This is a genomic window from Pleomorphomonas carboxyditropha, assembly GCF_002770725.1.
In the GTDB taxonomy this organism is placed as follows: domain Bacteria; phylum Pseudomonadota; class Alphaproteobacteria; order Rhizobiales; family Pleomorphomonadaceae; genus Pleomorphomonas; species Pleomorphomonas carboxyditropha.
Genome location: NZ_NQVN01000027.1, coordinates 23,556 through 41,602, shown reverse-complemented (window position 1 = coordinate 41,602; position 18,047 = coordinate 23,556). Strand labels below are relative to the sequence as shown.

15 protein-coding genes are annotated in these 18,047 nt (G+C 66.8%); 5 read left to right on the top strand and 10 right to left on the bottom strand.

The window, feature by feature from the left end; all coding sequences use genetic code 11:
* Position 1 precedes the first annotated feature (1 nt).
* The 8 genes from CJ014_RS24095 to CJ014_RS24060 form a co-directional block, all read right to left on the bottom strand.
* Positions 2-754 (bottom strand): phosphoadenylyl-sulfate reductase, encoded by a 753-nt coding sequence (locus CJ014_RS24095; protein WP_100083052.1) that lies wholly within the window; start codon positions 752-754, stop codon positions 2-4.
* Positions 744-2,399, bottom strand: coding sequence for a nitrite/sulfite reductase (locus CJ014_RS24090; RefSeq protein ID WP_100083051.1), 1,656 nt, complete (start codon positions 2,397-2,399; stop codon positions 744-746). Before CJ014_RS24090 ends, CJ014_RS24095 begins: the two co-directional genes overlap by 11 nt.
* 14 nt (positions 2,400-2,413) lie before the next feature.
* Positions 2,414-2,704 (bottom strand): DUF2849 domain-containing protein, encoded by a 291-nt coding sequence (locus CJ014_RS27950; RefSeq protein WP_165790972.1) that lies wholly within the window; start codon positions 2,702-2,704, stop codon positions 2,414-2,416.
* 185 nt (positions 2,705-2,889) lie between these two features.
* Positions 2,890-4,185, bottom strand: coding sequence for an NAD(P)/FAD-dependent oxidoreductase (locus CJ014_RS24080; protein ID WP_245427610.1), 1,296 nt, complete (start codon positions 4,183-4,185; stop codon positions 2,890-2,892).
* 84 nt (positions 4,186-4,269) lie between these two features.
* Positions 4,270-5,655 carry an aspartate aminotransferase family protein gene (locus CJ014_RS24075; RefSeq protein WP_100083049.1) on the bottom strand — a complete coding sequence of 462 codons (1,386 nt, stop codon included), beginning with the start codon at positions 5,653-5,655 and terminating at the stop codon, positions 4,270-4,272.
* A gap of 26 nt (positions 5,656-5,681) precedes the next feature.
* Entirely contained in the window at positions 5,682-6,098 is a 417-nt protein-coding gene (locus tag CJ014_RS24070; RefSeq protein WP_100083048.1) for a type II toxin-antitoxin system VapC family toxin, read from the bottom strand.
* Positions 6,099-6,338 carry a type II toxin-antitoxin system VapB family antitoxin gene (locus CJ014_RS24065; RefSeq protein WP_100083047.1) on the bottom strand — a complete coding sequence of 80 codons (240 nt, stop codon included), beginning with the start codon at positions 6,336-6,338 and terminating at the stop codon, positions 6,099-6,101.
* A gap of 57 nt (positions 6,339-6,395) precedes the next feature.
* Positions 6,396-7,811 (bottom strand): glutamine synthetase family protein, encoded by a 1,416-nt coding sequence (locus CJ014_RS24060; protein WP_100083068.1) that lies wholly within the window; start codon positions 7,809-7,811, stop codon positions 6,396-6,398.
* A 369-nt stretch (positions 7,812-8,180) separates the two neighbouring features.
* On the opposite strand from CJ014_RS24060, the gene CJ014_RS24055 reads away from it, so the two are divergent.
* The 5 genes from CJ014_RS24055 to bfr all read left to right on the top strand — a co-directional run bounded on the left by CJ014_RS24055 (position 8,181) and on the right by bfr (position 12,996).
* Positions 8,181-9,272, top strand: coding sequence for a polyamine ABC transporter substrate-binding protein (locus CJ014_RS24055; RefSeq protein WP_100083046.1), 1,092 nt, complete (start codon positions 8,181-8,183; stop codon positions 9,270-9,272).
* 109 nt (positions 9,273-9,381) lie between these two features.
* Positions 9,382-10,533 carry an ABC transporter ATP-binding protein gene (locus CJ014_RS24050; RefSeq protein WP_100083045.1) on the top strand — a complete coding sequence of 384 codons (1,152 nt, stop codon included), beginning with the start codon at positions 9,382-9,384 and terminating at the stop codon, positions 10,531-10,533.
* 11 nt (positions 10,534-10,544) lie between these two features.
* Complete coding sequence (locus tag CJ014_RS24045) at positions 10,545-11,453, top strand: ABC transporter permease subunit (RefSeq protein WP_100083044.1); 909 nt, start codon at positions 10,545-10,547, stop codon at positions 11,451-11,453.
* Positions 11,454-11,463: 10 nt separating this feature from the next.
* The gene (locus CJ014_RS24040; RefSeq protein ID WP_100083043.1) at positions 11,464-12,285 is read left to right on the top strand and encodes an ABC transporter permease; all 822 of its coding nucleotides are present in this window, start codon (positions 11,464-11,466) and stop codon (positions 12,283-12,285) included.
* A gap of 225 nt (positions 12,286-12,510) precedes the next feature.
* Positions 12,511-12,996 (top strand): bacterioferritin, encoded by a 486-nt coding sequence (gene bfr / locus CJ014_RS24035; RefSeq protein WP_100083042.1) that lies wholly within the window; start codon positions 12,511-12,513, stop codon positions 12,994-12,996.
* A gap of 157 nt (positions 12,997-13,153) precedes the next feature.
* On the opposite strand, the gene CJ014_RS24030 is transcribed toward bfr, so the two are convergent.
* Positions 13,154-13,447 carry a (2Fe-2S)-binding protein gene (locus tag CJ014_RS24030; protein WP_100083041.1) on the bottom strand — a complete coding sequence of 98 codons (294 nt, stop codon included), beginning with the start codon at positions 13,445-13,447 and terminating at the stop codon, positions 13,154-13,156.
* A gap of 279 nt (positions 13,448-13,726) precedes the next feature.
* Positions 13,727-17,554 (bottom strand): PAS domain-containing sensor histidine kinase, encoded by a 3,828-nt coding sequence (locus CJ014_RS24025; RefSeq protein ID WP_100083040.1) that lies wholly within the window; start codon positions 17,552-17,554, stop codon positions 13,727-13,729.
* Positions 17,555-18,047: the final 493 nt, after the last annotated feature.

Below are 18,047 nucleotides of genomic sequence, written 5' to 3'. Positions count from 1 at the left end.
TTCAAATCCCCGCGATGACCGCGCCGGACGGCCGGTCGAGATGAATGCCGCATTCGGTCTTCGCCTTGCCGCGCCAGCGGCCCGCCCGTTCGTCCTCGCCCGGCCTGACCTTGTCGGTGCAGGGCAGGCAGCCGATCGACGGATAACCCTCGGCGACCAGCGGATGCGGCGGCAGGCGGCGCGCCTCGCGATAGGCTTCGATGCGCGCGCGGTCCCAGCCGAGCAGCGGGTTGACCTTGATGCGGCCGTCGGCCGCCTCGAACAACGGCAGTTGCGCGCGCGTCGCCGCCTGATAGCGCTTGCGGCCGGAAATCCAGGCGGCATAGGACTGGAGGGCGGCGGCGAGCGGTTTCACCTTGCGGATGTCGCAGCAGGCGTCGGTGTCGGCCATCCACAGGGCGCCGGCCGGATCGGCCGCGGCGAGATCGGCGGCGTCCGGTTGCCGGGTGAAGACGCCGGTGAGGCCGAGCGCCTCCACCAGCCTGTCGCGATAGGCGACGGTTGCCGGGAACAGCTTGCCGGTGTCGAGGAAGATCACCGGCAGGGACCGGTCGATGTCGGCCACCATGGCGAGCAGCACGGCGCTGTCGGCGCCGAAGCTCGACACCAGCGCGATCCTGCCGGCGTAGAGATCGAGCGCGGCGGCAAGTATGGCTTCCGCCGCCTCCCCCTCGTGTCGGGCGGACAGAAGGCGCGCCTCGGAGGCGAGCCCCTCCTCGCGATCGAGCGCGAGGCCGAGCGCGTCAGGCACCATAGAGCGCCTCCTTGAACGGCGCCTCGCCGAGCCGCCGATAGGCGGCGAGGAAGGTTTCCTCCGGTGAGGCGCGGAGCCTGATATAGGTGTCGACGACGGTTTCGACCGCGTCGACGACGCCGTCGGCGTAAAAGCCGGGGCCGACGATCTCGCCGATCGAGGCGCTCTCGTCGGGATTGCCGCCGAGGCTGATCTGATAGAATTCCTCGCCCTTGCGGTCGACGCCGAGGATGCCGATGTGGCCGACGTGGTGATGGCCGCAGGCGTTGATGCAGCCGGAAATCTTGATCGACAGCGGCCCGATCTCGTCCTGCCGCTCCGGCGCGCCGAACCGCTCGGACAGTTGCGAGGCGATCGGGATCGAACGGGCGTTGGCGAGCGCGCAATAGTCGAGGCCGGGGCAGGCGATGATGTCGGTGATGGCGCCGGCGTTGGCGGTGGCAAGCCCCGCCGCGGCGAGCGCCTCATAGATCTCCGGCACCTCGTCGAGCAGGAGGTGTGGCAGGATCAGGTTCTGCTCGTGGCTGACGCGGATCTCCGAGAACGCCCATTTCTCGGCGATGGCGGCGACCGCGTCCATCTGGTCGGCCGAGGCGTCGCCGGGGATGCCGCCGATCGGCTTCAGCGAGATGGTCAGCGAGGTGTAGCCCGGCGCCTTGTGGCGATGGAGGTTCTGCCGGGCGAAGCGGTCGAGGGCCGGATTGGCGGCGCGGGCGGCGTCGAGCCTGGCGGAGACCGCCGGCCGGTCCTCGAAGCGGGGCGGCGCGAAATAGGCGCGGATGCGCTCCGCCTCCTCGGCCGGCAGGCCGAGCACGCCGCCGCGGATCTGCGCGAACTCCTCTTCCACCAGCCGCCGCAGTTCGTCGATGCCGGTCTCGTGGACCAGGATCTTGATGCGCGCCTTGTACTTGTTGTCGCGCCGGCCGAACAGATTGTAGACGCGCAGGATCGCGTCGACATAGGCGAGGAGGTCGGCCTCCGGCACGAAGGGATTGATCTCGCGGGCGAGCATCGGCGTGCGGCCCTGGCCGCCGCCGACGTAGACGGCAAAGCCGATGCCGCCGTCGTCGCCGCGCTTCACCTCGAGGCCGATGTCGTGCAGGCGGATGGCCGCCCGGTCGTGGGCGGCGCCGGTCACCGCGATCTTGAACTTGCGCGGCAGGAACGAGAATTCCGGATGCAGCGACGACCATTGCCTGAGGATCTCCGCATAGGGTCGGGGATCGTCGGCCTCGTCGAAGGCGGCGCCGGCGAAATGGTCGGCGGTGACGTTGCGGATGCAGTTGCCGGAGGTCTGGATGGCGTGCATCTCCACTTCGGCGAGCTCGCCGAGGATGGCCGGCACGTCTTTCAGGGCAGGCCAGTTGAACTGGATGTTCTGCCGGGTGGTGAAGTGGCCGTAGCCCTTGTCGTAGGTCCGGGCGATGCGGGCGAGGCGGCGCATCTGCGTCGACGACAGTGTGCCGTAGGGAACGGCGATGCGCAGCATGTAGGCGTGGAGCTGCAGATAGACGCCGTTCATCAGGCGCAGCGGCTTGAACTCGTCCTCGGTGAGCTCGCCCTTCAGCCGGCGCTCCACCTGATCGGAGAACTGGGCGACGCGCTCGCGCACGAAGGCGGCGTCGAATTCGTCGTAGCGGTACATGGCGGCCTCCTTCCTCAGACGGCACCGGGCCGGTGGTCGGACTTGACGGTGGGGCCGAAGGCGCGGATGCGCTCGCGCAGCCGCTTCGGCACGATCCGGCCATCCGCTATCTCGACGGCGATGGCGACGACGTCGAGCACGCGCGACGCCTTCACGTCGGCGTCGGCGGCCGCCTGGGCGGCGGCCAACCGCTCGGCGCCGTCGATCGGCTCGGCGGCGTCCACGTCGGTGACCCAGTCGCCCGCGGCGGTGCGATAGACGACGTCGCCGTCGGAAAGTCGGTTGGCGGTCAGAATTTCAGGCATAGGCATTCCGGCGTCCGCGAAGGGATGATCCTGACTGAACACATAGTCGATCGTCTTGCCAAGGGCCTGCGTGCTCGTTTCAAAAAGCGCGACGACGGCGGAAAAAACATCCCGCCATCGCCGGATTATTGAAAGACTACAAAGGATATAGTCTATTTTCTGCGAAAAGAAGGCATCTGGCGGCGTCAGATACTGTCCATCAGCTTGAACCACGTCATGGCCGCCACCAGCGTCGGCCAGCGCAGCAGCGTGCCGCCGGGGAAGGGCATCACCGGTACCTTGGCGAACATATCGAACCGTCCCATGGCGCCGCCCACCGCTTCGGCGATGACGTGGCCGACGAAGGGCGCCAGCATGACGCCCTGTCCGGAATAGCCGGCGGCGATGTAGACGTTGGGCTTCGGCCGCCGGATGAACGGCATGCGGTTGAAGGTGATGCCGAGCGTGCCGCCCCAGGCGTGGCTGACCGGCACGCCGGCGAGCTTCGGATAGACGCGGGCGAGATGCGGCCGCACGAAGGCGGCGATATCCTCGGGGAAGGCGTGGCTGTAGGTCTCGCCGCCGCCGAATACCAGCCGCCGGTCGGGCGTCTGGTGCCAGTAGTGGACGACGAAGCGGCTGTCGCTCACCGCCTCCTCGCCGGGGATCAGCAGCTCGTCGAGCGGCTCGGTGGCCACCACGAAGTTGTTGATCGGCAACACGCGGGCGTCGGTCTCGGCGTCGAGGCCGCCGAGATAGCCGTTGCCGGCGAGGATCACCGTGTCGACCATCGCCTCGCCGCCGGCGGTGACGACGATCGGCTTGGCGCCATGGCGGATTTCCGTGACGCGGCTGTCCTCATGGAGCGTCGCGCCGGCGGCGACCGCCGCCCCGGCAAGGCCGAGGGCGAATTTCAGCGGGTGCAGCTTGCCGCCTTTCGGGTCGAAGCTGCCGGCGTGGTAGACGTCGGTGCCGATGCGCCGCGCCGTCTCGTGCCGGTCGAGAAACTGCCGTTCGATGCCCCACTTCGTTCGCAGGTGGTCGACGTGGCGCTTTTCCGCCTCCACCCAGCGCGGCTTGTGGACGGCGTGGATGAGGCCGGGCCGGAAGTCGCAGTCGATGGCATTTTCAGTGATCAGCCGGTCGAGATGGTCGCGCGCCTCGTCGGCCAGCCGCAGCAGATCGCGGGTCGGCCCCTCGCCGATGCGGGCGGCCAGCCAGTCGGGATCCTGGCGCTGGCCGGGATGGATCTGGCCGCCGTTGCGGCCCGAGGCGCCCCAGCCGATCTTGTTGGCTTCCAGCACCACCACCCGGTAGCCGGCCTTGGACAGCGACAGCGCGGCCGACAGGCCGGTGTAGCCGCCGCCGACGATGGCGACGTCGGCCCGGCAATGGCCCTTCAGGGCCGGATAGGTCGGGATAGCGCCGGCGGAAGCGGCATACCAGGAGGCGACATGCGGGGCTCGGCCCTCGGCGGGCATGAAGGTCGGCGCGGAGAACATGCGGATCCGTTTCGAGAATCGTCTTTTTTCGCCGGTACCATAGCCGAAACGCCGCGGGCCGCTATGTCCTAAAGTTGGGCAGGCTCAGCCCATGACGCCGTCGCGCCGGAGGTCGGCGTGCGTCATGTCGAGCGTCAGGGCGGCGAGGCGGATCAGCTCGTCCGCCTCCTCGTGGGTGAGCACGAAGGGCGGCGCGATGACCATGGTATCGTGGACATGGCGCATCACCAGGCCGTTCCGGAACGAATGCTCCCGGCAGCGCAGGCCGATGCTGCCGTCGCCGACAAAGCGCTGGTGCGACGGTTTCGCCGGAACGAGTTCCAGCGCCCCCATCAGGCCGGTCATGCGCGCCTCGCCGACCAGCGTATGGTCGGCAAGCTTCAGCCAGCGCTCGCGGAGATAGGGGCCGATGTCGTCGCGGACGCGCTCCACCAGCTTTTCGTCGCGCAGAATTTTGAGGTTGGCGATCGCCGCCGCCGCGCAGACCGGATGGGCCGAATAGGTGAAGCCGTGGTTGAACTCGCCGGTGTCCTCGATCACCCCGGCCACCTTGTCGGAGACCAGCACGCCGCCGATCGGCAGGTAGCCCGACGACAGGCCCTTGGCGACCGGCATCAGGTCGGGCTTCAGGCCGAAGCGCTCGGCGCCGAACCAGCTGCCGAGCCGGCCGAAGCCGCAGATCACCTCGTCGGAGACGAACAGGATGTCGCGCTCGCGGCAGATGCGGGCGACTTCCGGCCAGTAGGTGTCCGGCGGGATGATGACGCCGCCCGCCCCCTGGATCGGCTCGGCGATGAAGGCGGCCACCTTGTCCTCGCCGATCTCGTCGATCGCCGCTTCCAGTTCGCGCGCCGCCCTGAGGCCGAATTCGGCCGGCGTCAGCTCGCCGCCCTCGTCGAACCAGTAGGGCTGGCCGATGTGGCGGATGCCGGGAATGGGCAACCCGCCCTGGGCGTGCATCGGCGCCATGCCGCCGAGCGAGGCGCCGGCCACCGTCGAGCCGTGATAGGCGTTGCGGCGGGCGATGATCACCTGCTTGTCCGGCTTGCCGAGCGTCGCCCAGTAGGTGCGTACCATCCGGAGCACGGTGTCGTTGGCCTCCGACCCCGAGCCGCAGAAGAAGACGCGGTTGAAGCCTTCGGGCGTCACTTCGGCGATCAGCGCGGCCAGCTCGACCGCCGGCGGATGCGTCGTCTTGAAGAAGGTATTGTAATAGGAGATCTCGGCCATCTGCTTCTGCACGGCCTCGGCGATCTCCGGCCGGCCATGGCCGATGTTGACGCACCACAGGCCCGACATGCCGTCGAGGATGCGATTGCCGTCGCTGTCGGTCAGCCAGACGCCTTCCCCCTTGACGATGACGCGGACGCCGCCGGCATTGAGCGAGCGGGCATCCGAGAAGGGATGCAGATGATGCGCCGCGTCGAGGGCGCGGTAGTGCTCGGTGGGATAGGCGTTGTGAATGAGCATGGAAGCCTCGGGATGAAGGCGGCCGTTCAGGCGGGCGGCAGGTCGGTGAGGGCGAGGCCGGCGTCCTTGTGCAGGATGCCGGTTCCGGCGCGTCGGGCGGCGGCGTAGTGGAAACAGTCGCCGAGGTTGAGCGCCTTGTTCCGTTCGCTCTCCGGCAGGCGGTGGCGGCCGTAGCGGTCGAAGGCGTCGAGGGCGGGCGAGAGGTGGTCGAGCGTTAGCGGGACCACCTCGATCGACGCGGTGGCAAGAAAGCTGCGGACCTTGAGCTCGATGGCGGAAAGCGGCAGCTTGGTGAGGCGATGGAGACCGGCCACCGCCTCCCAGACGGCGACGACCGAGGTGATCCGCTCCGACGGCGGCGCCGACTGAAGCTGTCCGGCCAGCCTCTCGCCGTCCGTTTCCTCGGCAATCATGGCGATTATCGCCGATGCATCGACGAACATTTAATAGTCACCGTTGATTTCGTCGAAGAATGCCTTGTCGGCCGGCAGGCCGGTCTTGGGCGCCGCGGCGATCGACGCGCGGATCGGGGCGATCTTTTCCCACAGGGACTTTTCCTCTGCCTTGCGGGCAAGTTCGTTGGCGAGCGCCAGCCGCACCGCCTCGGTCTTGGTGACCTTGCGCTGCTCGGCAAGTTGGGTGGCGAGGCGGTTGACCTCCTCGCTGCGGATGTTCAGTCCCATGGCTCCCTCCTCGTGTGTAGACAGGAATATAATCCTGTCTACACAGACTGGCAACGCTTACACCGCCAGCAGCAGATGCTGCCGTTCCCAACTGGAGATGACGTTCATGAACGTCTCGTATTCCTGCTGCTTGATCGCCCGGTAGGTCGCCATGAAGCGCGGACCGAACACCTCGGCAAGGTCGCCGCTGTCCTCGAACAGCGCCAGCGCCTCCAGGAGGCCGCGCGGCAGGCCGAAGGGCAGGCCGCGCGCCGAACCCGAGATCGGCTCCTCGGGCGCGAGCCGCTGCTGCATGCCGAGAAGCCCGCAGGCCAGCGAGGCGGCGACGGCGAGATAGGGATTGGCGTCCGACGACGGCACCCGGTTCTCGACGCGTCGCGAGCCCGGCCCGGAATTGGGCACGCGGATGCCGACGGTGCGGTTGTCGTAGCCCCAGTGGACGTTGATCGGCGCCGCCGTGCCGCGCGTGAGGCGCCGGAAGGAATTGACGTAGGGAGCGAGGATGCACATCACCGCCGGCAGGTATTTCTGCAGCCCGGCGATGAAGGAGAAGAAGGCCGGGGTGGGGTTGCCCTCGTCGTCCGAGAAGATGTTGCGGCCGGTCTCGATGTCCACCACCGACTGGTGGATGTGCATGGCCGAGCCCGGCTCGCGGCTCATCGGCTTGGCCATGAAGGTGGCGTACATCTTGTGCCTGAGCGCCGCCTCGCGGATCGTCCGTTTGAAGGTGAACACCTGGTCGGCGAGGGCGAGCGGGTCGCCATGGCGCAGGTTGATCTCCATCTGCGCGGCGCCTTCCTCGTGGATCAGCGTGTCGATCTCCAGGCCCTGCTTCTCGGAGAACTCGTAGATGTCGTCGAACAGGTCGTCGAACTCGTTGACGTGCTGGATCGAGTAGGACTGCCGGCTGGCCTCGGCGCGGCCGGAGCGGCCGATCGGCGGCTCCAGCGGATAGTCGGGATCGAGGTTCTGCTTGACGAGATAGAACTCGATTTCCGGCGCCACCACCGCCCTGAGGCCTTCGCGCTCGTAGAGGCCGACGATCCGCCTCAGGATCTGGCGCGGCCCGAGGTCGAAGGCCCGGCCGTCGCGGTGGAAGGCGTCGTGGATGATCTGGGCGGTCGGCTCCGACGCCCAGGGCACGGCGGTCAGCGTCGAGAAGTCCGGCTTCAGGAACACGTCGCCGTCGGAGGGGTCGTGCTGGAAGGCGTCGTCCTCCTCCGGATACTCGCCGGTGATCGTCGTGGTGAACACCGACGACGGCATCGACATGACGGTCGAGGAGAAGAATTTGTCGGCCGGCATCAGCTTGCCGCGGGCAACGCCGGCAAGATCCGGCGTGATGCACTCGATGTCCTCGATGCCCCGCTCCTTGAGCCAGGTCCTGGCCTCGGCGAGCGTATCGACGCCCCGCTCCGGCTTGCGTTCGCCGACCCTCGGCGCGTCCTTGGGCTCGGTCGAAATCAAACTCATGATCGCTTTCTTTCGTTGCTGGCGCGCGAAGGCGGGAGCCTCTTCCATCCCGCCCGTCCGAACGCACGCCTTTGTGTTTCGGAAAATGCAGACCCCTTATTTGTGATGGCATTTTCCCGGCCGCGCAATTGCATTTTCGCCGGAACCGATGCGGCGAGTGGTGAGAAAATGCCACGCGCCAGAAAATAGGCAGCGACCAGTTGTCGTCCCTCCGCCGCTGTGCATAAATGCGCCCGACCGCCGGGTGCGTAGAACGCCGGATTCTCCAGTCGTCCTACGAGAGAGCGCCGGGGCCCGGACCGACCCCACCGGCTTCGCCATTGCGGCGACCGGGGGCGGCCGCGACAGGGGACAGGGAGCATGACGAAAATGGTGAGACAGCGTCTTCTGGGTGCCGCCGCGCTGACGGTCGCGCTCGCGACGGGTGCCGTGGCCGAGGACAAGGTCGTCAACGTCTACAACTGGTCCGACTATATCGACGAATCCGTGCTGGAGGAGTTCACCAAGGAGACCGGCATCAAGGTGGTCTACGACGTGTTCGACAACCAGGACATCGTCGAGACCAAGATGCTGGCCGGCGGCTCGGGCTACGACGTGGTGGTGATCACCGGTCCGTTCCTCGCCCGCCAGATCGCCGCCGGCGTCTACCAGCCGCTCGACAAGTCCAAGCTGCCCAACCTCTCCAACCTGTGGCCGGAGGTGACGAGCCGCGTCGCCGAATACGATCCGGGCAACCAGTATGGCGTCGACTACATGTGGGGCACCACCGGCATCGGCTACAACGTCGAGAAGATCAAGGCAATCATGCCCGACGCGCCGGTCAATAGCTGGGACATGGTGTTCAAGCCGGAGATCGTCTCGAAGTTCAAGGACTGCGGCGTGCAGTTCCTCGACGCGTCCGAGGAGCTGATCCCGGCCGCGCTCAAGTATCTCGGCAAGAATCCCGATTCCAAGGAGGCCGCCGACATGGAGGAGGCCGGCAAGCTGCTCGCCTCGGTCAAGCCCTACGTCCAGAAGTTCCATTCGTCGGAATACATCAACGCGCTCGCCAACGGCGACATCTGCCTGGCCGTCGGCTATTCGGGCGACATCCTGCAGGCGCGCAACCGCGCCGAGGAGGCCAAGAACGGCGTCACCATCCAGTATGTGATCCCCAAGGAAGGCGCCAACATGTGGTTCGACATCATGGCGATCCCCAAGGACGCGCCGAACCCGGACGCCGCCCACGCCTTCATCAACTTCATGATGAAGCCGGACGTCATCGCCAAGTCGACCAACTACGTCGCCTATGCCAACGGCAACCTCGCCTCGCAGAAGTTCGTCGACCCGGCCATCCTGTCGGATACCTCGATCTACCCCGACAAGGAGACGCTGGCCAACCTGTTCTCGACCACGCCCTACGACGCCAAGGCCCAGCGCGTGCTGACCCGCGTCTGGACCTCGGTCAAGACGGGCATGTGAGAGCCGGCCGGCAAGGAACTGTCGAAAAGCACCCGGCCGTCTGGCCGGGTGCTTGCATGTGACAGGTTGTGGTGGCACGTCAGGCTGGATGGAAACGAGGGTTCCCGAGATGATCGAGGCGGTTGGGCCGATCAAGCGCAAGTTTGCTCCCTGGGACGATCCGACGCTCAAGCCGTTCATCCGCTTCGAGAACGTCACCAAGCGCTTCGGCGATTTCACCGCCGTCGACGATCTGACGCTCGACATCTACGAGCGCGAATTCTTCGCCCTCCTGGGGCCGTCGGGCTGCGGTAAGACGACGCTGATGCGCATGCTCGCCGGCTTCGAGCAGCCGACCGAGGGCCGCATCCTGCTCGACGGCAAGGATCTGTCCGGCATTCCGCCCTACAAGCGGCCGGTCAACATGATGTTCCAGTCCTACGCGCTGTTCCCGCATATGACGGTGGAGGGCAACATCGCCTTCGGCCTCAAGCAGGAGGGCATGGATACCTCCAACATCAACACGCGCGTCGCCGAGATGCTGGAACTGGTCAAGCTGGAGAAGTTCGCCAAGCGCAAGCCGCATCAGTTGTCCGGCGGCCAGCGCCAGCGCGTGGCGCTCGCCCGTTCGCTCGCCAAGCGCCCGAAGGTGCTGCTGCTCGACGAGCCGCTCGGCGCGCTCGACAGGAAGCTGCGCGAGGAGACCCAGTTCGAGCTGATGGACATCCAGATGGAACTCGGCATGACCTTCCTGATCGTCACCCACGATCAGGAGGAGGCGATGACGGTTTCCGACCGCATCGCCGTCATGAACCACGGCGTCATCGCCCAGATCGGCACCGCCTCGGAGATCTACGAGCAGCCGGCCTCGCGCTACGTCGCCGATTTCGTCGGCGACATCAACCTGATCGACGGCACGGTGTCGGCGGTGGACGACGGCGTCGCCACGCTTCATTGCGCCGGCGTCGACGCCACCATCGTCGCCGAGGCCGGGCCGGGCGAGGTGGCGGTCGGCGCCGAGGCCGGCTTCGCCATCCGGCCGGAGAAGGTGCAGATCTCGCTGGAGGCGCCGCCGGCCGGCACGCCCAACGTGCTCTCCGGCGAAGTGTGGGACATCGGCTATCTCGGCGATATTTCCGTCTACCGCGTCCGTCTGCCCGGCGGCTCCATCGTCAAGGCGACCGTCGCCAACCTGACGCGCATCGTCGAGCGGCCGATCACCTGGGAAGACAAGGTGTTCCTGACCTGGCCGGCCGATGCCGGCGTCATCCTGCTGAAATGAGGGAACGGGCCATGGCGGAGCGCGGCACGCAGGGGATAAGGCCCTTCCTCGCCAAATGGGCGCTGGTGGCGGTTCCCTATCTGTGGAGCCTGCTGTTCTTCCTGGCGCCGTTCCTGATCATCTTCAAGATATCGCTGTCGCAGACGGCGATCGCCATGCCGCCCTATACGCCGGTGATCAACGGCATCGGCGACTTCTGGGCGAAGCTTACCGACTTCACCTTCGACAACTACGTCTTCCTCACCGAGGACCCGCTCTACTACTCGGCCTATCTGTCCAGCCTCCGCATCGCGCTGATCTCGACGGTGCTGCTGCTGATCGTCGGCTATCCGATCGCCTACGGCATGGCGCGGGCGCCCAAAAGCCTGCGCAACGCCCTGGTCATGGCGGTGATCCTGCCGTTCTGGACCAGCTTCCTGATCCGCGTCTACGCCTGGATCGGCATCCTGAAGCCGGAGGGCCTCATCACCATCGCCCTGCAGGGGCTCGGCATCCTCGGACCGGGCCAGCAGATCCACATCTACAACACCGAGACCGCCGTGTTCATCGGCATCGTCTATTCCTACCTGCCGTTCATGGTGCTGCCGCTCTACGCCGCCCTCGAGAAGCTCGACGCGACGCTCTTGGAGGCGGCGGCCGACCTCGGCTGCCCGCCGACCAAGTCCTTCTGGGTGATCACCTTCCCGCTGTCGCTGCCCGGCGTCATCGCCGGCTGCTTCCTGTGCTTCATCCCGATCGTCGGCGAGTTCGTCATCCCCGACCTGCTCGGCGGCTCCGAGACGCTGATGATCGGCAAGACGCTGTGGGCCGAGTTCTTCAACAACCGCGACTGGCCGGTGTCGTCGGCGGTGGCCGTGGTGCTGCTGATCATCCTGGTGGTGCCGATCGTCATCTTCCAGAACCAGCAGAAGAAGGCCTGAGGGGCGCGCCATGAACAAGACGACGAGCTGGTTCAACGTCACCTCGCTGGTGTTCGGCTTCGCCTTCCTCTACGTGCCGATCCTCATCCTGGTGGTCTATTCCTTCAACGCCTCGAAGCTGGTCACCGTCTGGGGCGGCCTGTCGGCGCGCTGGTATGTCGAGCTGATGCACGACCAGGCGATCATCGACGCCGCCTGGGTGACCGTCCGCGTCGGCATCCTGTCGGCCTCGTTTGCCACCGTGCTCGGCACCATGGCGGCCCTGGTGCTCGACCGCTACTTGAAGTTCCATGGCCGTGCCCTGTTCTCGGGCATGGTCTACGCGCCGCTGGTCATGCCGGAGGTGATCACCGGCCTGTCGCTGCTGCTGCTGTTCGTCGCCATCGGCTTCGACCGCGGCTTCTGGGCGGTGGTGATCGCCCACACCACGCTCACCATGTGCTTCGTCGCCGTGGTGGTCCAGTCGCGCCTCGTCACGCTCGACCGCAGCCTGGAGGAGGCGGCCCTCGATCTCGGCTGCCCGCCGGTGAAGACCTTCTTCCTGATCACCCTGCCGCTGATCCTGCCCGGCGTCGTCGCCGGCTGGATGCTAGCCTTCACGCTGTCGCTCGACGATCTCGTCATCGCCTCCTTCAATACCGGCCCCGGCGCCACGACGCTGCCGATCAAGATCTACTCGATGGTCCGCCTCGGCGTGACGCCGGAAATCAACGCCATCTCCACCATCCTGATCTCGGTGATCGCCGTCGGCGTCATCGTGGCGTCGGTCCTGTCGCACCGCTCGCAGGTGGAAAAAGAGAGGGCCGAGCGGGCGGTGTTTCTCGGCGGCTGAGCCGGCCGCCGAAGATTTTTTTTCCAAGGGCCGGCCTCCGCCGGCGGCACGCGCCGGCAAGCCGGAATTTCCGGGTGATTTGCGGCGCAAGGTCGATTGCCACCGCTAGCCGATTGCTTCTAGATTGATTTCCGGGTGAGCCGGACGGGGGACACCCACGCGAAGACAGCTTGCATTTCTTCCGACTTATCGTAAGTTAGAAGAATTCTAACCAAGGAGGCTTTCATGCGTGGGAACGAGAAGGTCATTGAACGGCTCAACGAGGCGCTGTTCCTCGAGCTGGGCGCCGTCAATCAATATTGGCTTCATTACCGTCTCCTCGAGGACAAGGGCGTCACCAAGTTCGCCAAGAAGGAGCGCGAGGAATCGATCGAGGAAATGCATCACGCCGACCGGCTGATCGACCGCATCATCTTCCTCGAAGGTCACCCCAACCTCCAGACCATTCCGCCGCTGCGCATCGGCCAGACGGTGCGCGAGATTCTCGAGGCCGACCTCGCCGGCGAGATCGACGCGCGCACCTCCTACCGTGCCTCGCGCCTGCTCTGCGCCGAGGAAGGCGACTATGTGTCGATGGAGCTGTTCACCGATCTCTTGAAGGACGAGGAAGGCCATATCAACTTCCTGGAGTCGCAGATCGCCCTCTACGACAAGATCGGCGAAGCCGCCTTCATCCAGCTCAACGCCGACAGCACCGACAAGGTCGACTGACGCCGGTGTTTCCGGTTGGAGCATCGGACCGAAAAGCCGGATCCGGCTTTCGGAACATCCGATGCGATGACAAAAGACTGGATCGTCGCTTTGCGCCCGGCAGGACGCACGGCGAACGGAGACGATTTGTCGAGCCGGCCGATTGCGCCGCCGATGCTCAGGCGTCGGCGGCCATGCGGCGGCGTTGCGGCATGTTGGCGCGATAGGCCCGCTGCTGCTCGACGATCTGCTGCCGGCGTTCGGCGAGGTCGTCGGTGGCGAGCCGCTTTTCGATATGCGCATTGATGACGTCGATGGCGAGCGGAAAGCAGCCGCAGCAGCGGCCGCGCGTGCCGAGCCGGCGGTAGACGAGGCCGGGCGTGATGACGCGCAGCGGCATCTCGGTCAGCAATTCGTCGACGGCCCCCTGGATGTCTTCGACGGTCAGGACGTTACAGTGACAAACGATCATCGATGAACTCCGGGGGCGCCACCGGCGGCGCACGCAGCTCTCCGCATTCCGCCCAGGCAAGAATGACGGACATTCTCGCCAGCGCGCTAATGTTGATAATCATTATCAACTTCATTTTCAAGCACGCATAAATCCGGCATCGTCGGTGCAGACCTGTCGGGCGGCGAATGCAGGGCTGGCACCGCGCCTGCCGCCCGTCCCGGATGGCCGCGCAGCCAAAGCTGAACGCCCGGCGGAACTGTCCGCCGGGCGCCGCATTTTACGAGTCCCGCGTTGCCGCTATTCGGCGAGGACGCGCGTCGAGGGGAAGGTGATCTGGATCATCGTTCCCTGGCCGGGGGTCGAATCGATCTGGAAGGAGGCGCGGTTGGCTTCGACCAGCGCCTTGGTGAGCGGCAGGCCGAGGCCGGTGCCGCCGCCGGTCCGCGACGTCGACAACTGGCGGAACGGCTCCATCGCCTTGACGATGTCGCCCTCGCTCATGCCCTGGCCGGTATCGCGCACCCTGAGCACCACCTCGCCGGATTCCTCGTAGAGCGTCGAGACGATCACCTGCCCGCCGGCCGAGTTGAATTTCACGGCGTTGGACAAAAGGTTGAGGATGATCTGCCGCAGGCTGCGGTTGTCGGCCACCACCGGCGGCAGGCTCGACGACAGCGACGTGCGGATGATGATCCGCTCGCGGTTGGCCTGCGGCTGCATCAGCGCCGCGCATTCCCGCACCACGTCGTTGAGGCCGACCGCCTCGAAGGTCAGCTCCAGCTTGCCGGCCTCGATTTTCGACAGGTCGAGCAGGTCGTTGACCAGGCTCATGATGTGGGTGCCCGACACGTGGATGTCGCGCAGGTATTCCTTGTAGCGGTCGTTGCCCACCGGGCCGAACCGCTCCTCCATCATCACCTCGGAGAAGCCGATGATGGCGTTGAGCGGCGTACGGATCTCGTGGCTCATCTTGGCCAGGAAGTCGGACTTCTGCGACGAGGCGTTCTCCGCCGCCTTCTTGGCGGACGTCAGCTCCTCCTCCGCCCGCTTCCACTGGGTGATGTCGCGCAGCACGGCGCAGAACTTGGTCGCCGACACGCGGCCGACGGTCATGAACAGCGGCACCAGGCCGCCGCCGGCGACGCGGCCGATCACCTCGCGCCCGTCGTTGAGCACGCTGGAGAGAGCATTGCGGCTAAGGCCGTCGAGGTAGTCCAGCGCCGAGCGGTGGCTTTCCGGCGCCAGCAGGTCGACGAAGGCCATGCCGATCATGTGCGACCGCTCGTTGCCGAACAGCGCCTCGGCCGATTTGTTGGCGCCGATGACCAGTCCCTTCTGGTCGAGCACCAGCACGCCGTCGGTGGCGGTGTCGAGGATGGCCTCCATGTCCTCCGCCCGCTGCTCGGCAGTGGCGAGGCGGTCGCGGCTGGTGGCGGCAGCGGTTTCCTGCACCACCAGCAACGAGGCGATTCCGCCCTCCATCGGCATCGAGTGCAACCGCGCCGACACCGGGATTTCGACGCCGTCGCGCCGCCGGATGGCGGGAATGGCCGCGTCGCGGTTGAGGGCCGCGCCCTCGAACACCTGGGCGAAGCCGCCGTCGGCATCGATCGCGGCGACATCCGGATATCCGCAGAGATCCAGGAAGGCCCGGTTGGCGTGGATGATGTCGCCACCCCGCAGGATGGCGAGCGCCACCGGCAGCTTGTCGAGCAGGGCAATGTCGATGGACGGACCGATGTCCGCCGGCGCCTCCGCCTTGCGGCCGACGACGGGCAGCGGGGGAAGGGCGGTCCGGTCCACCGGCTCGGCGAGGATGCGCGGGCCGAAGGCGTCGGCCAGCGCCTCGGCGATCTTGTCGAAGGCGTCGCGCTCGGGCTTGGACAGCGCCCGCGCCTTGTCGCCGGTCAGGCTGGCAAAGGTCGTGCGGTGAGCCGGCGCCGCCGAGGACACCACCTCGGTGACCGACGGAGCGGGCGGCTCGGCATCGGCGGCGTCCGCCGCGTCGTCCGTCGGCGGCGGCGTCACCAGCGGCAGCGGTTCGGACAATTCGTCCGCCTCGACCGGTTCCTCGCCGGCAACCACGGGCTCGTCTTCGGCGCTGTCGACGGGCGCGGGGAGATCCTCCTCGGAAGCGGTCTCGGCCGGTTCGTCCGCCACGGGCTCCGTCTCTTCCGCTACGGGCTCTTCGGCGGCAACGATCGGCTCGGAAGGAGCGTCTTCCGGGACAACTCCGGCCGGTTCGTCCGCCACCTCGATGTCCGCGTCTTCGGGAAGGACTTCGTCGAGCGAGTCGATATGTTCGGACGCCGTCTCCGCCGATGGATCCGGCTCCCCGGTCTCGGATATGTCCGGAGCGGCGTCTTCGGCGACATCGGCCGGTTCGGAAGGACCGAGCTCTTCCGGCGTCTCGACGACGGCGTCCGGCTGTTCGTCGTCCGCTTCCGTCGCGGCTGCTTCCGTTACCGCCGCGACCGGCTCCTCCGGCACGGCTTCGTCCGCCGTCGGCGGCTCGTCGATGCTGTCGGGCGCTGCGACGGGCGCCTGTCCGGCGTCGATCGCCTCTATCTCCGCGGCTGGTGCCGGCTCGGCCGGTTCGTCGACGACGTCTTCCGGTTCGCGCTCCCCGATGGCCGGCAGCGGGATCGATACCTCCGGCTCGGAGAGGACGATCGGCTCGGCCGGCACCGGCGCTTCGAAGGCGGCGCCCGTCTTCAGCACGCCGAAGCCGCGATAGCCCCGGAACGACCGCTCGCGGCCGAATACCGGCATGCCCGCCAGATCGGCCGGCACGCGCAGGCTTTCCCCCTCCACCGGCCAGTCGACGGTGAGGCCGGTAAAGGTGTCGCGGCGGCCGAGCGCTTCGGCGATCCGCCCCGCCGGATCGAATTCGAGACGGCCGGCGACCTCCGTCCAGGTGCGGCCGGCAACATCGGCCATGCCGGGGCCGACGGTCTCGGCGAGATCGGCGGAAACGAACGTGAAGACGAGCTGCGGATCCAGCTCGAACACGAAGCGCACCGCCCGGCCATGCGCCGGGAAGACGAACGCCGGCGCTGCGGCCGCCTGCGGCGCCTCGGCCGGTTCGGATGGCGTATCCCCGGCGCTTGCTTCGATGTCGTCTGCCGGCCCGGACGAAGCGTCCTCGACCGGGGCCACGGCGGCCTCTACGGTCTCCGGCCGCACGTCTTCAGCGATTGCCTCGACATCTTCTTCCGGCTCGGGCGAAGCTTCTTCGCTAGCAACTTCGGCATCCTCGGAGGCAACGTCTTCAGCGTCCGCGACCGGCTCGGGCAAGGCGTCCTCAACCAGGGTCGTGGTGGCGTCGATCGTCTCGGGCAATGCTTGCTCAGCGGCAGCCTCGACATCTTCTAGCGGCTCGGACGGAGCTTCCTCGGCAGAAACTTCGGCATCCTCGAACGTCACGTCTTCGGCGTCCGCCTGGCCCGTCGCGGCCGGTTCGGCGGAAGCTTCCCCGCCGGTGGTTTCGACGATATCGGAGACCGTTTCCTCCAAGGCCGTGTCGACGACCTCGGCCGTCTCCGGCACCTCGGCATCGGTCCCATCATTTTCAGTGACGGATTCGGCTGCGATTTCCTCGGGGACAGCGGCGGCCGGTCCGGTCTCGTCGGCGCCCTTGGCGCCATCGGGCGCGACGTCTTCGCTGACCGCTTCGCTATCCTCGGCGGGCGCGGCTTCGGGCAGGGCGGTCGCGGCCAGGGCCGCGAAGGCGGCGGCCGGATCGCCGGCAAGCGAGCCCGTCCCGTCGACGATGGTCAGCAGGATCGCCTTGACGCCATCCGCCACCACCCGGCTTGCCTTGCACACCGTCGGGCGCGGCAGCATGCCGCGCTGCAGCGGCAGCCGTTCGATCCGGTCCAGGCCGCTGACCAGCGTGTCGTCCAGCGCGGCGATACGGCGGGCGAAGGGCGAGGCGGCCGAGAAACGCAGCGCCGTCAGCTTGTCCACCGTTGCAACGCCGAAGAAGGCCGCGCCGGCGGCGTTGGCCCACAGCAGCCGGCCGCCGGTCCGGTCGACCACCAGGGACGGCCGGGTATCGGCGACGAGCGCCTCGACGTTTTCCGCGTGGCTCAGCACTCTGAACAGATCTGCTCCGCCGGACATGTCGCGTCTCCACCTTGCCCGACACCGGGGCATCCCGATCGCCGGCATCGGCATCCTGAATCCGCCGTATCCGACCGATCGACCGGGCCGAATAATGAAAAGCCGGCCCGTATAGCTTCTTCAGTCAACCATACGTTAATAATATGGCACCGTTGCGAGCGCCACAGTCGATTTCAAGGCTACGCCGGCAACCTATCAATAACCTTAACTTCAAGATCTCGCCGAAAGCCTCGTTATGCAGATTGTCGCCGCGCGGCTTGCGCCCACCGGTGGAACATCGTTTTGCGCCAATGAGATGAACGGCGGATATCGCCGCGCGCCGTGCGGCGGGCGCCCGAAAGGCGGAATTCTCCGGAAAATGACGGTTTTCCTTCCGTGAAGCGTTTCAGCCTCGGATGCGGCCCGGCCAACATCGCCGGAATGCTCGTTTTCGTTGAACAATAACGGCCTTCGACTACCCATTCAGTATTTCGGCAACGTTTTTGGTCAAGGA

What these genes read in the sequence shown, in the direction of transcription:
- CJ014_RS24095 (WP_100083052.1), bottom strand. Translation starts at nt 754, where the DNA reads ATGGTGCCTGACGCGCTCGGCCTCGCGCTCGATCGCGAGGAGGGGCTC.
- CJ014_RS24090 (WP_100083051.1), bottom strand. Translation starts at nt 2,399, where the DNA reads ATGTACCGCTACGACGAATTCGACGCCGCCTTCGTGCGCGAGCGCGTC.
- CJ014_RS27950 (WP_165790972.1), bottom strand. Translation starts at nt 2,704, where the DNA reads ATGCCTGAAATTCTGACCGCCAACCGACTTTCCGACGGCGACGTCGTC.
- CJ014_RS24080 (WP_245427610.1), bottom strand. Translation starts at nt 4,185, where the DNA reads ATGTTCTCCGCGCCGACCTTCATGCCCGCCGAGGGCCGAGCCCCGCAT.
- CJ014_RS24075 (WP_100083049.1), bottom strand. Translation starts at nt 5,655, where the DNA reads ATGCTCATTCACAACGCCTATCCCACCGAGCACTACCGCGCCCTCGAC.
- CJ014_RS24070 (WP_100083048.1), bottom strand. Translation starts at nt 6,098, where the DNA reads ATGTTCGTCGATGCATCGGCGATAATCGCCATGATTGCCGAGGAAACG.
- CJ014_RS24065 (WP_100083047.1), bottom strand. Translation starts at nt 6,338, where the DNA reads ATGGGACTGAACATCCGCAGCGAGGAGGTCAACCGCCTCGCCACCCAA.
- CJ014_RS24060 (WP_100083068.1), bottom strand. Translation starts at nt 7,811, where the DNA reads ATGAGTTTGATTTCGACCGAGCCCAAGGACGCGCCGAGGGTCGGCGAA.
- CJ014_RS24055 (WP_100083046.1), top strand. Translation starts at nt 8,181, where the DNA reads ATGGTGAGACAGCGTCTTCTGGGTGCCGCCGCGCTGACGGTCGCGCTC.
- CJ014_RS24050 (WP_100083045.1), top strand. Translation starts at nt 9,382, where the DNA reads ATGATCGAGGCGGTTGGGCCGATCAAGCGCAAGTTTGCTCCCTGGGAC.
- CJ014_RS24045 (WP_100083044.1), top strand. Translation starts at nt 10,545, where the DNA reads ATGGCGGAGCGCGGCACGCAGGGGATAAGGCCCTTCCTCGCCAAATGG.
- CJ014_RS24040 (WP_100083043.1), top strand. Translation starts at nt 11,464, where the DNA reads ATGAACAAGACGACGAGCTGGTTCAACGTCACCTCGCTGGTGTTCGGC.
- bfr (WP_100083042.1), top strand. Translation starts at nt 12,511, where the DNA reads ATGCGTGGGAACGAGAAGGTCATTGAACGGCTCAACGAGGCGCTGTTC.
- CJ014_RS24030 (WP_100083041.1), bottom strand. Translation starts at nt 13,447, where the DNA reads ATGATCGTTTGTCACTGTAACGTCCTGACCGTCGAAGACATCCAGGGG.
- CJ014_RS24025 (WP_100083040.1), bottom strand. Translation starts at nt 17,554, where the DNA reads ATGTCCGGCGGAGCAGATCTGTTCAGAGTGCTGAGCCACGCGGAAAAC.